This window comes from Neomesorhizobium albiziae (assembly GCF_900114255.1).
Lineage (GTDB): Bacteria > Pseudomonadota > Alphaproteobacteria > Rhizobiales > Rhizobiaceae > Neomesorhizobium > Neomesorhizobium albiziae.
On record NZ_FOSL01000005.1, the window covers coordinates 113,950 to 126,924 of the forward strand.

Consider the following 12,975-nt stretch of genomic DNA (forward strand, 5'->3'; position numbering starts at 1 on the left):
CTCAGGCGCTCCTCCGCTGCGATTCGACTGCATCCCCCAACTCGGAAAAAAACTCCGCCGGTCCGAAAACATCCTCGAACGCGGCCTTCAGCGCAACGTCGACGTCGGCCAGCGTCACCGGCAGGCCCAGATCGACCAGGCTGGTGACGCCATGGTCAGCGACTCCGCACGGAACGATGCCGCCGAAATGCGAAAGGTCCGGCTCCACGTTGATGGCGATGCCGTGAAAACTCACCCAGCGCCTCAGCCGGATGCCGATCGCAGCGATCTTGTCCTCGGCGGGCGAACCGTCCGGCGAGGGCGGCCGGTCGGGCCGCACCACCCAGACGCCGACGCGATCTTCGCGCCGCTCGCCCTTCACGTTGAAGCTCGCCAGCGTGCGGATGATCCAGTCTTCGAGTGCCGCGACGAAGGCGCGCACGTCCTCGCGCCGCCGCTTCAGGTCGAGCATGACATAGGCAACCCGCTGGCCGGGGCCGTGATAGGTGTATTCGCCGCCGCGCCCGGCGTTGAAGACCGGGAACCGCTCGGCGTCGATAAGATCGTCCGACCGGGCGCTTGTCCCTGCGGTATAAAGCGGCGGATGTTCGATCAGCCACACCATTTCGGGCGCAGTTCCATCGCGGATTGCGGCGGCGCGCTCCTCCATGGCGGCAAGCGCTTCCGGGTAGGGAACGGGCTTTGTTTCGATTCGCCACTCGACCGGCGACGAGCCGGGCAAGGGCAGGAACGACGTGGTGATGTGATCGCGTCCGGGCATTCTGGTTTCCGCTTTTCCCACATATGGCGGCAAAGGGCGCGGACGTCCAGTTTTCCCCGGTTCGCCGGCTGTGCCGGGTATCAGCTTTCGGCTGAAAATATGTGGGAACTTAATGCGTCGAGCGCTCTTGTTTCGCAGGAAACGATTTGCTACATGCCGCGGGCCGGTGCGAGCCGGCCCTTCGTGACAGTGCGGTCGTGGCGGAATTGGTAGACGCGCAGCGTTGAGGTCGCTGTGGGGCAACCCGTGGAAGTTCGAGTCTTCTCGACCGCACCATCCGAACTCTTCTTCTCTGCAAAATAGACAGGTCTACGCGTTGTCCCAGGTGCGGGCACTGGCCTCCTCAGGGATGCTGGTCGAAGCACGACGCGGCGATTTTGCGGAAATCGCCTGCATGAAGACATTCCACGCTCTCTACCTTTGCCACCTCTTCAAACAGGGTTCTGCCGGAACAGTTCGCCGACCAGCCAACTGTCGAGATAGGCGCGGACTTCCACGATCTGGCCATTGGCAAACCGACAGAGCCAGCAATAATGGTTGTTGAAGCGCATGCCGTTCTTCGCGGTTGCCATCGAGTGCAGTTCGACGATTGCCCAGTCGCCATCGATCAGCACGTTTTCGGTGAAAAGTTGCGCCCCCTCGGGTAACACCTGGTGCAGTTTCTCGAAGGTGCCGGCGAAGAAGTCCTTCTTCGAATGATAACGGCCGGCAAGTGGATGCGTGCCTTCCACCGTCCAGTCGACATCGTCGGAGACGCGTTCGAAGAATTTCTCGCCATGTCCCTGCTCCAGGTGCGCAAACAACGCCACTACGCTCTGCTTATCCATCGGGTCTCCCTCCGGTACCTGGCGATTTTCGATAAGAAAGACTTATGACAACTGGAAATCGATCTGATTTATTCTAGCATGAACTTTATCCGGAACCGCTAATCCCTTTTTGGGCACGTGTGAATGCGGTGAGCGTTGGCCGCAGGCGCGGGTGCATTTGCTTTTGTATTCCGTCGCGCCCCGCGATAGGAGTGGTGCGAACTCGCAGCCAACGCCATGCGTCGCCTGCGAACGCGCACAAGATGCTCTAACACTTTGAATTTCCGTATGATCCGCGGATCGTGCACGAAGCCGGACGGGAGGCGCCGTTGGAAGGTCGAGAAGAGCAGTCGCCCGGCTCCGGGGCGCCCGACAGCCTAACCGATATTTATGGAGAAGACGGCGCCATCCGCGCTTCATTCCTCGCTCATATCGGCGCGGCCATCGCCGACCGCGACACACTGGCGCTCAAGCATGATGTCGCCGGCCTTCACCAGTCCGAACTCGGTGACCTGTTGGAAGCCTTGCTGCCCGAGCAGCGGCGCGCCCTTGTCGAACTCATGGGGTCGGATTTCGACTTTTCCTCGCTGACCGAAGTCGACGAGGCGATCCGCCTCGACATCGTCGACAACCTGCCCAACGACCAGATCGCCCAGGCGGTGCAGGAGCTCGATTCCGACGATGCCGTCTACATCCTGGAAGACCTGGACGAGGAGGATCAGGAAGACATCCTTGCACAGTTGCCGTTCACCGAACGGATCAGGCTGAGAAGGGCGCTCGACTATCCGGAAGAAACGGCCGGTCGACGCATGCAGACAGAGTTCGTCGCGGTGCCGCCATTCTGGACCGTGGGCCAGACCATCGACTACATGCGCGAGGATCACAACCTGCCGGACAGGTTCAGCCAGATTTTCGTCATCGATCCAAGCTTCAAGCTGCTCGGCGCCGTCGACCTCGACCAGATCCTGCGCACCAAGCGTTCGGTCAAGATCGAAGAGATCATGCACGAGACCCGCCATGCCATCCCGGCCACGATGGACCAGGAAGAGGCGGCGCGGGAATTCGAACAATACGACCTGCTCTCGGCCGCCGTCGTCGACGAGGACGAAAGGCTGGTCGGCGTGCTCACCATCGACGATGTCGTCGACGTCATCCAGCAGGAAGCCGAGGAAGATCTGTTGCGCATGGGCGGCGTGGGCGACGAAGAGCTTTCCGACACCGTCGTCGATACGTCGCGTTCGCGGGTGCCATGGCTGTTGATCAACCTGATGACGGCGTTCCTGTCGGCTTCGGTCATTAGCATGTTCGGGGCGACCATCGAGCAGATGGTAGCGCTGGCGGCCCTGATGCCGATTGTTGCGTCGCTGGGCGGCAATGCCGGCACGCAGACGATGACGGTGACGGTGCGCGCGCTGGCGACCAAGGATCTCGACATTTACAATGCCGGCCGCGTCATCCGGCGCGAAGTCATGGTCGGGCTGCTCAACGGCGCCGTCATCGCCACCATACTCGGTCTGGTCGCCGGCGCGTGGTTCCAGAACCCGCACCTCGGCCTGGTCATCGCCTCGGCGATGATCATCAACATGCTTGCCGCGGCGCTGGCCGGCATCCTGATCCCGCTGGTGCTCGACCGCTATGGCGCCGACCCGGCGATTTCGTCTTCGATATTCACGACCATGATCACCGATGTGACCGGCTTCATGGTCTTTCTCGGGCTTGCCGCCTGGTGGCTGCGCCTTGGCTGACGGCGGTGGCCGCTGCCCGGGCCGAATTGACTTTTACGTAAATGCCGTGCGAAGCTTTTGCCTGCGAATCCATCAGGTCAAGGCAGGCGATGCGGGAATATTATTCGATTACCGAGCTGACCCGCGAATTCGACATATCGACGCGCACGCTCCGCTTCTACGAGGACGAAGGGCTGATCCAGCCGGTGCGCCGTGGCCGTACACGTCTGTTCCGTCCATCCGACCGCCATCTCGTCAAGCAGATCATGCGCGGCAAGCGGCTTGGCTTCTCCATTAATGAGATTCGCGAAATCATCCAGATGTACCGCGAGCCTCCGGGCGAGGTCGGGCAACTCAAATTGATGATCAAGCGCATCGAGGAAAAGCGCGAGGATCTTCGCCAGAAGCGCCGCGATCTCGAGGAGACGCTTGCAGAGCTCGATCAGGCCGAGGAATCCTGTGTCGAGCGGCTGGTCGAACTCGGCGTCAACACCTGATCCTGCGTCGGACCGTCTGGCCGGAATTCTAGAAATCCAAATCTAGATCCAGCGCCGCACCCGCTTGGCGTAGTCGCGGTATTTCTTGCCGAAACGCACTTCGAGGTGTTTTTCCTCGCGTTCAATCGCCAGCTTCTGCGTGATGAAGGCGGCGATAAGGGCAAGCGGAAAGAACCAGGTGATTTGAGAGAGCAGGCCTGCGCCGAACATCAGCATGGTGTTGGCGAGATAGATCGGGTTGCGGGTGAAGGAGAACGGTCCGTCGGTCACCAGATGCTCGGCGCCGCGATGTGGCATCACCGTGGTCTTAGCGCGCTGCAGGGCCCGGATCGCCGAAAGGTCGATGGCGACGACTGCCACAATCAGCAGCGCGCCGGCGGCGAACAGGATGTCGGAAAGTGGCCGCCCGATGAAAGGCAGCGGATAGAGGAGGTGCAGTGCGATGCTCGCCGCTATTGCCGCGAGATAGACCAGGGGAGGCCAGGGCAGGCGATTGGGCCGCGCCTGAATCTCGGTCATTCGGTCGTCCCTCGTGACATTTTTTCGTCCGTTTCGGCGGTGCAGGCGGCTGCGATATTCTGAACCTGCGTCTTCAGCACATTATTCTGATCGCCGGCGAATACGCTGTCGAGCGCCTTTTCGCTTTGGAGCCTGTCCAGCATGCACACGCAATAGTAGGCGCAATACTCCTCGTTGCGCTCCTGTTCGCAGACGCGTTCGCAGGAGTTGCGGAATTGCACCTCCGGCGTTTCCACCTGCGGGGGGACCACTTGCGAGAACAGCCAGACGCAGCCGATGAGCACCGGCTGGTGGATCAGGTAGAAGGCCAGGCTGTGCCGGCCGGCAAAGTCCAGCGGCCGCGCCCAGCGGCCCGGTATGATGCCGGCGAGCCAACGGAACAGCCCCGCCGCTTCGCCAGCCTTTGCGGCAGCAATGCCCAGCAGCACGGCGCCGAACCACGGAAACAGCGGAACGTAGTCGTTCGAGCGCGGATTGATGGTCGACAGGCCGACCCACCACCAGGCCGGATGATCGAAAAAGGCCGACCGCAAGTAGGACGGAGCGGCGATCACCGCAGCCGCGGCCAGGAGCGTGACAAGTGAGGGCAGGCGCAGGAACAAGAGCCCGAGCAGGCTCGCCAGCGCTATCTGGTGCAGGATGCCGAAGAAGATGAAGCCGCCCGGTATAGCGACGTAGGTTGCGATAGAGATCGCGATTGCAGCCCCGGCAACCATCGCCAGCCGGCGCAGGAAACCGGGCCACCGAGTACCCTTGGCATGGCCAAGATACAGACTGACGCCGACCAGAAACAGAAAACTTGAGGCGATGCAGCGGGCAAACAGCCGCCAGCCGCCGACGGCCGTCAGGCCGGCATCGGCATAGCCGAAGAACTCCAAGTCCCAGGTGAAGTGATAGATCGCCATCGCCACCAGCGCGACGCCGCGGGCAATGTCGATTGTGGGAATACGCTGCCGGGGCTGCATTGACGCTGGTTCGGAATCCATGCCCTCCTGTCGCCCGGTTTTGTGTGAAGCGCAAGCGTCACCAATGATAGCGTCCTGCTTGCCGGAGGTGAGACATGCATGAAGTGGCGGCAAACGGTGCCATGATCCCGGCGATCGGGCTCGGCACCTGGACGTTAACGGGCGACGAGTGCAGCGATCTCGTAAGCCATGCGCTGGCGGTGGGCTACCGGCACATCGACACGGCGCGCATGTACGACAATGAGGCTGCTGTCGGTGCCGGCATCAAGGCCTCTCCCGTTCCGCGCGACGACATCTTCCTGACCACGAAAGTGTGGCACACCGATCTCGCGCCCGTCGATTTCGAACGGTCGGCCGAGGGGAGCCTGGGAAGGCTCGGCCTCGACCATGTCGACCTCCTACTCATCCACTGGCCAAACGCGCGTATCCCGCTCGAAGGCACCATCAAGGCGTTGAACCGCATTCGGGAGAGGGGTTTGACCCGCCATATCGGCGTCGCCAACTTCCCAACCAAGCTGCTTGCCGAAGCGATTGCGCTTTCCGACGCGCCTTTGGCGGCAAACCAGGTCGAGTATCATCCCTATCTCGATCAGACGAAGGTTCATGTGGCCTGCCGCGCCGCCGGCATCGCCATGGTCTCCTATTGCCCGCTCTATCGCGGCGGCGGACTGCTCGATGAACCGGCAGTTCTTTCCGCGGCATCGCGCCTCGGCAAGACGCCGGGGCAGGTGGTGCTGCGCTGGCATGTGCAGCAGGACGGCGTCGTCGCCATTCCCCGCACAACCAAAAAGGAGCGCCTCGCCGAAAACGCCGCGATCTTCGATTTTGCGCTTTCGCGGGCCGAAATGGCGGCGATCAGTGCGCTTACCGGCGCAAACAGGCGCATTTGCGAGCACGATTTCTCGCCGGGTGAAGGTTGGGATCGGCCAGGTCAGACCTAAGCCGCCTTTTCATTTTCGATACGCCGCTACTGTCGAAGTCGATGCAAGATTTTTGGGCCGCTGTGACTTGGCGCACAGATCGGTCGGCGCTTGATAGATAGTATGAAGCGAAGAACCAGCGAATCGTTTATTGCTGGCAGGGCTCCGTGCAAGAAATTTACACTCGGTTAATCACGCGGGAGCAGATTCGAGAGTCAGGGAGGAAACCTTGGAGAACATGACATGTTCTACGCAGGAATCTTTCCCTTCGGCCTCAAGGCCTCAATTGCATCGGCTGCCACACTCGCAGTCCTGATCGGAGCGCCGGCAAATGCCCACGACGCCCCGAAAGGCTGGACCTATCCCTACTCCTGTTGTTCCGGCTACGACTGCCGGGAAGTGAACGCCAAGTCGATCAGCGAGCGACCGGAAGGTTATGTGATCGCGGGCACTGGCGAGGTCGTCGGTTATCACGACAAACGGCTGCGTGACTCGCCTGACGGCGAATATCACTGGTGCTCCGTTGCCGGCAAAAACGACAGCAGGACGATCTGCCTGTTCGTGCCGCCGCGCTCGTATTGACTGAAGATTCCATACGAATGACGGCAAGCCTTTGCGGTTGTGCCGTCAAGGGCAGGGCCGCGTGTGTTTTCCGCGCAACGATGCCGTCGATTGTGCCGAAACGGTGTGAACGGCCGCCGGCATAAAATTGACTTCGGCGCCAAAGCCCTCTCTAGTCCCGCTGGGGACGGTCGCCATCACGCGCTATCCCGAGATGAATTGATTACGCCGGCAGAGTGGGACAGCTCGCCTGTGAGAAGGAAGACATGGAAGACAATTACGAGAAATATGCCGTTGCGGTGATCATTGTTTTTGGCGCGCTGATCGTCGGCGGGTTGATGGCAGCCGGGTTGTCGATGGGCGATCGGCCGGCCTTTCTGTGGGCTCTAGGTGGTGGTTTTTTTGGCTGGCTTTCAGGCTTTTCGGTGCTTTTCGACCGACCACGCATCTACGGCGGCCTGATTATCGTCTCGGCGGGATTCTGCATCGCCTCCATCGTCGCGCTGGTCACCTAAGCCGGGAAGGCATACGCCTCCGGCTGCGCCGGGTTTGAGCACAATTCCTGTTCCGAAGAGTTTTTGCCATGCAGCAGCGCCGGCTTGGCCGCACTGACCTGTCCGTATCGGCGATCTGCCTGGGCACCATGACCTGGGGCCAACAGAATACCGAAGACGAGGCGCATCAGCAGATGGATCGCGCTGTTGCGCGGGGTGTCAACTTCCTCGATACGGCCGAACTGTACCCGATCCCCCCGAAGCCTGAAACGCAAGGCCGGACAGAAACTTACATCGGCAACTGGATACGGGCGCGTGGCAATCGCGACCGAATAATCGTCGCCTCGAAGGTTGTTGGCCGCACCGCCAATGCCTGGTTTCGCGACGGATATCCGTCGAAACTGGTGCGCGCCGACATTTTTGACGCCGTCGAAAAGTCGCTGAAGCGGCTGCGGACCGACTATATCGATCTCTACCAGATCCATTTCCCGGAACGGCAGGTGCCGTGGGGCTCGAATCCGAGCCGGGTCGGCAATTGGCCTGCGTCGCGCGACGCCGACGAAACACCGATCGCCGAGACGATCGCCGTCTTCGACGAACTGGTGAAGGCCGGAAAAATTCGCCATTTCGGCCTTTCGAACGAAAGTTCATGGGGCGTCATGCGTTTCCTGTTCGAAAGCGAGAAAGGCAACGGTCCGCGCGCCGTTTCGCTGCAGAACGCCTACAATCTGGTAAACCGCAGCTTTGAGGTGAACCTCGCCGAGCTCTCTGATCGCGAGACGGTGAGCCTGCTCGCCTATTCGCCGCTGGCGCAGGGCTATCTCACCGGCAAATACGACCACGGCGCCCGCCCGGCCGGCTCGCGCTCGCAGCTCTTCAACCGCGGCCAGCGTTACGAGACGCCCAACGCCGCGGAAGTTCAGCTCGAATACAACGAGCTTGCCAGGAATTTCGGTATAGAGCCGGCACTGTTCGCCAACGCCTTCGTGACGAACCGTCCCTTTGTCACGTCCAACATCGTAGGGGCGACCAGCCTCGAACAACTCGACATGGCGCTCTCTTCGGCTGGTGTGACATGGACCGACGAAATGCAGAAGGCGGTCGACGCCATCCACCAGCGGACAGGCAATCCGTGCCCATGATGGGTTGCTGACGTAGGTTGTCAGCAGTGCGGTGGTAGCTCCGGAGCATCGAACCACGGAGCACGGACATGATTATCAAGGGAAGCTGCCACTGCAAGGCAACACAGTTCGAGGTGGCCTATGTGCCGGAAACAGTGACACGGTGTACCTGCTCCATCTGCTCGAAGCGCGGTGGACTGTGGGCCTACTACAAGCCGGCCGACGTGCGTTTCATCTCGGATAATTCCAAGTCGAGCTACGAATGGCAGACAAAGGTCTGCAAGATCAATTTTTGTTCCGTGTGCGGCTGCTCCACTTACAACGAGACGCCGGATTTCTCGACCGGCGCGCCGAATTTCGACAACCCGCAGATCGTCATCAATGCGCGCCTGTTCGACGATTTCGACGTCGGCAGTATCGAGGTCTTCGAGATCGACGGCAAGAATTTGTGGTGAACCGGCTGGAGCAAGGCTTGTCTCCAGAAGTCGGATCTTCAGATTGCATCCCGCGCCGGTCCACCTCGAAAAAATTCCGGAGAAAATGTCGGATCACAAAACGTCCAATCGTTCTTGGGGCAGAACTGCCACCTCCAACACCAGCCGGAGGTGAACATATCCTGCGGCGCGCTGGTCGACGGTTAGAACAGCCATCGCGCGCCGCTGTCGGTCGACGCATGAAGGCGGTCGATGAAGCCATCAAGGCTTTTCGTTTGACCGCAAGGGCCGGGTGGCTAGCGTTCAGCCATTGTCGGAAGGAATTGGCGATGGCGGTTTACGAAGGCGGATGCCTCTGCGGCACAGTGCGGTATCGCGCCGAGGCGGTGCCGATCAACAGCCGTGTCTGCCATTGCCGGCTCTGCCAGAAGGCGATCGGCGCTGCCTTCAACGCCCGAGTGCTGTTCGGCATCGGTGACGTGATCCTCGATGGGCCGGCAGCGACGGTCAATTCATCGGCCGACCTGGAGCGTGGCTATTGCCCGCTTTGTGGCACCACGATTTTTTCACGGCGGCAGAAGGCCGGGATTATCGGGCTCACCTGCGGTTCGCTCGACGAACCGTCGCTGTTCGAGCCCGAGATGCATATTTTCACTGCTTCCAAGCAGCCGTGGGTGAGGTTGGAGGACGGTCTTCCGCAATATGAAGGAGCGCCGCCTCCGGTCTGATGCGCAACACCGGCCCGAACCGTTTCGAAAAAATGCCGGCCGTCACGAGTTAGCCGCCGAACCATCATTGGCAGGTCATGATTGATCCCTATCTAAGGGGCAGCGCAAGCTTCGAGGAGCAAAAGATGACCGACGGTATCCAGACACTGGACGAGCTTCTGAGCGATCCCATGGTTCAACTGGTGATGGCGCGCGACCGCGTGCGGCCGGAAGAGTTGAGGCTGCTCTTCAAACGTGCCGAGCGCCGGGCCGTGGCGCCTTCGCTGCCGCCGGCGCATGTCATCGAGGCGTGCCGTGCGCAGAGGCTGTGCATCTAGGGTGGATGTCGGAACCGCATAGCAGCCTTAAGAATCGCGGTCGCAACGGTCGCGACCGTTTTCATTCGAACTGTCTCATGTTCGGACGACCCATCGGCCGGGCCGGGATTTGCGCCGTCGCATACATCTGAAAACGCGAAGCATCGTTAAAACAGGATCGCGCAATCGTTCGACCTGGAACGCCCGGCTTGTGTTAGGAAGGTGCGGAGTTGACTCGCCTCCACCCTTCCGATTTACACCGGGCCATCCGGTATCCCGACAGTTGCGGACATTTTTCGATGCTTGAGAAGACTTACGACGCCAAGGCCGTCGAGCCGAAGATCGCCAAATTGTGGGAGGATGCCGACGCGTTCCGCGCCGGCGCCGGTGCCGCCGACGGCGCCGAGCCTTTCGCCATCGTCATCCCGCCGCCCAACGTCACCGGCTCGCTGCACATGGGCCACGCGCTCAACAACACGCTGCAGGACATCATGGTCCGCTTCGAGCGCATGCGCGGCAAGAACGTGCTCTGGCAGCCGGGCATGGATCACGCCGGCATCGCCACCCAGATGGTGGTCGAGCGCCAACTCATGGAAAAGCAGATCCATCGCCGCGATCTCAGCCGCGAGGAGTTCATCGATAAAGTCTGGGAGTGGAAGGCCGAATCCGGCGGCATGATCTTCAACCAGCTGAAGCGGCTCGGCGCCTCCTGCGACTGGTCGCGCGAGCGCTTCACCATGGACGAGGGCCTGTCCAAGGCGGTGATCGAGGTTTTCGTCACCCTCTACAAGCAGGGGCTGATCTACAAGGACAAGCGTCTTGTCAGCTGGGATCCCAAGCTGCAGACTGCGATTTCCGACATCGAGGTCGAGCAGCTGGAGGTCAACGGCAACCTCTGGCACTTCCGCTATCCGATCGAAGGCCAGAAATTCGATCCTGAAAACCCCAAAACCTTCATCACGGTCGCCACGACGCGGCCGGAGACGATGCTTGGCGACACCGGCGTGGCCGTCCATCCCGACGATGCGCGCTATCGCCACCTCGTCGGCAAGAACGTCATCCTGCCGCTTGTCGGCCGGAAAATCCGCGTTGTCGCCGACGCCTATTCCGATCCGGAAAAGGGCACCGGAGCGGTCAAGATCACTCCGGCGCACGATTTCAACGACTTCGATGTCGGCAAGCGCCATAAACTGCACGCCATCAACATCATGACCACGGAGGCGGCGCTAAACCTCAGGGATAACGAGGACTTCCTGGAAGGTCTTGATTCATCGTCCGAACTGGAAAACACGCTGGACACGCTGCACGGCCAGGACCGTTTTGCGGCGCGCAAGCGTGTCGTCGAGATGATGGAAGCGGGCGGTTTCCTCGAAAAGGTCGAGTCCCACAAGCATGCGGTGCCACATGGCGACCGCGGCGGTGTGCCGATCGAGCCCTTCCTTACCGACCAGTGGTATGTCAACGCTGCCGAGCTGGCCAAGCCGGCGATCGCCTCGGTGCGCGAGGGCCGCACCAACTTCGTCCCGAAAAACTGGGAAAAGACCTATTTCGACTGGATGGAGAACATCCAGCCCTGGACGATTTCCCGCCAGCTCTGGTGGGGGCATCAGATCCCGGCCTGGTATGGTCCCGACGGGCGCATCTTCGTCGAGAAGACGGAGGAGGAAGCCCTCAGCGCAGCTGTCGAGTACTATCTCGCGCTGGAAGGACCGTGGAAGGCCTGGGTCGAGGACCAGCTGGAGAACTACGAACCGGGCAAGATCCTCACCCGCGACGAGGACGTGCTCGATACCTGGTTCTCGTCGGCGCTGTGGCCTTTCTCGACGCTTGGCTGGCCCGACCATACGCCGGAGCTGAAGACCTACTATCAGACCGACGTTCTGGTCACCGGCTTCGACATCATCTTCTTCTGGGTCGCCCGCATGATGATGATGGGCCTGCATTTCATGGACGAAGAGCCGTTCCATACCGTCTATGTGCATGCCCTGGTGCGCGACAAGAACGGCGCCAAGATGTCGAAGTCGAAGGGTAACGTCATCGATCCGCTCGACCTGATCGACGAATATGGCGCCGACGCGCTACGTTTCACGCTGTCGATCATGGCCGCGCAGGGCAGGGACGTGAAGCTCGATCCGGCGCGCATCGCCGGCTACCGCAATTTCGGCACCAAGCTGTGGAACGCCACGCGCTTTGCCGAAATGAACGGGGTTGCCCGCAACGACGATCTCTGGCTGGGCGACGCCAAGCTGACGATCAACCGCTGGATCCTGACCGAACTCACACGGGCGACACGGGAAATAACCGAAGGCATTACCGCGTTCCGGTTCAACGATGCGGCAGGTGCTGCCTACCGTTTCGTCTGGAACCTGTTCTGCGACTGGTATCTGGAACTGCTCAAGCCGGTGTTCATGGGCGACGACGAGGCGGCCAAGGCGGAAAGCCAGGCGGTCGCGGCCTTCGTGCTCGACGAGATCTACAAGCTCCTGCATCCCTTCATGCCATTTATGACCGAGGAGCTGTGGGCCCATACGGCGGGCAATGGGCGTGAGCGCCCGACGTTGATCTGCCATGCCGCATGGCCGCAGCCTAGTTTCCAGGACGTCGAGGCGGCGGCGGAGATCAACTGGCTGGTCGATCTTGTCAGCGGCATCCGTTCCGTTCGTGCCGAGATGAACGTCCCGCCGGCGGCCATTGCGCCGCTGGTGATGGTTGGCGCCAACGCGGCGACACGGGAACGCCTGGTGCGGCATGAGTCCGCGATCAAGCGCCTGGCGCGTGTCGGCGACATCACCCACGCTGCTGGCGCCCCCAAGGGCTCCGCGCAGATCGTCGTCAACGAGGCGACCGTCTGCCTGCCGCTCGGCAGCCTGATCGACCTGAAGGCCGAGGCGCAGCGCCTGCAGAAGGAAGTGGCGAAGGTCACGGAGGAAATCGCGCGCATCCTGAAGAAGCTTTCGAACGAGAAGTTCGTCGCCAACGCCAAGGAAGATGTGGTGGCGGCGGAGCGCCAGAAGCTTACCGAATTTCAGGAAGCGCAGGACAAATTGCAGGCCGCGCTGTCGCGTCTGCGCGACGCCGATTGACGGCAAATCGAGGGTGATTCCAAAGCCCGCTTTCCCCTTGGGAAGGCGGGCTTTTTCCCCCTGAAAT

Annotated in this window: 14 protein-coding genes and 1 tRNA gene; 11 read left to right on the forward strand and 4 right to left on the reverse strand. The window is 61.1% G+C overall.

The window, feature by feature from the left end:
* Position 1 precedes the first annotated feature (1 nt).
* The gene (gene lipB, locus F3H98_RS10750) at positions 2-760 is read right to left on the reverse strand and encodes a lipoyl(octanoyl) transferase LipB (RefSeq protein WP_149760142.1); all 759 of its coding nucleotides are present in this window, start codon (positions 758-760) and stop codon (positions 2-4) included.
* Between the two features lie 191 nt (positions 761-951).
* Between lipB and F3H98_RS10755 the strand changes: the two genes are divergently transcribed.
* Positions 952-1,036: transfer RNA gene (locus tag F3H98_RS10755), tRNA-Leu, on the forward strand.
* Between the two features lie 155 nt (positions 1,037-1,191).
* Here the strand turns inward: F3H98_RS10755 and F3H98_RS10760 are convergent.
* Positions 1,192-1,587: a nuclear transport factor 2 family protein gene (locus tag F3H98_RS10760; RefSeq protein WP_149760143.1), complete on the reverse strand. Its 396-nt coding sequence runs from the start codon at positions 1,585-1,587 to the stop codon at positions 1,192-1,194.
* 308 nt (positions 1,588-1,895) lie between these two features.
* On the opposite strand from F3H98_RS10760, the gene mgtE reads away from it, so the two are divergent.
* Both mgtE and F3H98_RS10770 read left to right on the forward strand, forming a co-directional pair.
* A complete protein-coding gene (gene mgtE, locus F3H98_RS10765; RefSeq protein ID WP_149760144.1) occupies positions 1,896-3,311 on the forward strand; it encodes a magnesium transporter in 1,416 nt (471 codons plus the stop codon).
* Positions 3,312-3,400: 89 nt separating this feature from the next.
* Positions 3,401-3,787: a MerR family transcriptional regulator gene (locus F3H98_RS10770; RefSeq protein ID WP_149760145.1), complete on the forward strand. Its 387-nt coding sequence runs from the start codon at positions 3,401-3,403 to the stop codon at positions 3,785-3,787.
* A gap of 42 nt (positions 3,788-3,829) precedes the next feature.
* Here F3H98_RS10770 and F3H98_RS10775 read toward each other — a convergent pair whose 3' ends face one another.
* Positions 3,830-4,306: a methyltransferase family protein gene (locus F3H98_RS10775; RefSeq protein ID WP_149760146.1), complete on the reverse strand. Its 477-nt coding sequence runs from the start codon at positions 4,304-4,306 to the stop codon at positions 3,830-3,832.
* On the reverse strand, positions 4,303-5,292 hold the full coding sequence (locus tag F3H98_RS10780; RefSeq protein ID WP_149760147.1) for a heparan-alpha-glucosaminide N-acetyltransferase: 990 nt from the start codon (positions 5,290-5,292) through the stop codon (positions 4,303-4,305). Before F3H98_RS10780 ends, F3H98_RS10775 begins: the two co-directional genes overlap by 4 nt.
* Before the next feature lie 74 nt (positions 5,293-5,366).
* Between F3H98_RS10780 and F3H98_RS10785 the strand changes: the two genes are divergently transcribed.
* From F3H98_RS10785 to F3H98_RS10820, 8 genes are all read left to right on the forward strand, one after another.
* Positions 5,367-6,212 (forward strand): aldo/keto reductase, encoded by an 846-nt coding sequence (locus F3H98_RS10785; protein ID WP_149760148.1) that lies wholly within the window; start codon positions 5,367-5,369, stop codon positions 6,210-6,212.
* Between the two features lie 222 nt (positions 6,213-6,434).
* Complete coding sequence (locus F3H98_RS10790) at positions 6,435-6,773, forward strand: hypothetical protein (RefSeq protein ID WP_244621667.1); 339 nt, start codon at positions 6,435-6,437, stop codon at positions 6,771-6,773.
* A 245-nt stretch (positions 6,774-7,018) separates the two neighbouring features.
* Complete coding sequence (locus tag F3H98_RS10795) at positions 7,019-7,267, forward strand: hypothetical protein (protein ID WP_149760344.1); 249 nt, start codon at positions 7,019-7,021, stop codon at positions 7,265-7,267.
* Between the two features lie 68 nt (positions 7,268-7,335).
* A complete protein-coding gene (locus F3H98_RS10800) occupies positions 7,336-8,388 on the forward strand; it encodes an aldo/keto reductase (protein WP_149760149.1) in 1,053 nt (350 codons plus the stop codon).
* 68 nt (positions 8,389-8,456) lie between these two features.
* Positions 8,457-8,822 (forward strand): GFA family protein, encoded by a 366-nt coding sequence (locus tag F3H98_RS10805; protein WP_149760150.1) that lies wholly within the window; start codon positions 8,457-8,459, stop codon positions 8,820-8,822.
* 308 nt (positions 8,823-9,130) lie between these two features.
* Entirely contained in the window at positions 9,131-9,529 is a 399-nt protein-coding gene (locus F3H98_RS10810; protein WP_149760151.1) for a GFA family protein, read from the forward strand.
* Between the two features lie 125 nt (positions 9,530-9,654).
* Positions 9,655-9,846, forward strand: a complete 192-nt coding sequence (locus tag F3H98_RS10815; protein ID WP_149760152.1) for a hypothetical protein — start codon at positions 9,655-9,657, stop codon at positions 9,844-9,846.
* A gap of 278 nt (positions 9,847-10,124) precedes the next feature.
* Entirely contained in the window at positions 10,125-12,908 is a 2,784-nt protein-coding gene (locus tag F3H98_RS10820) for a valine--tRNA ligase (protein ID WP_149760153.1), read from the forward strand.
* Positions 12,909-12,975 lie beyond the last annotated feature (67 nt).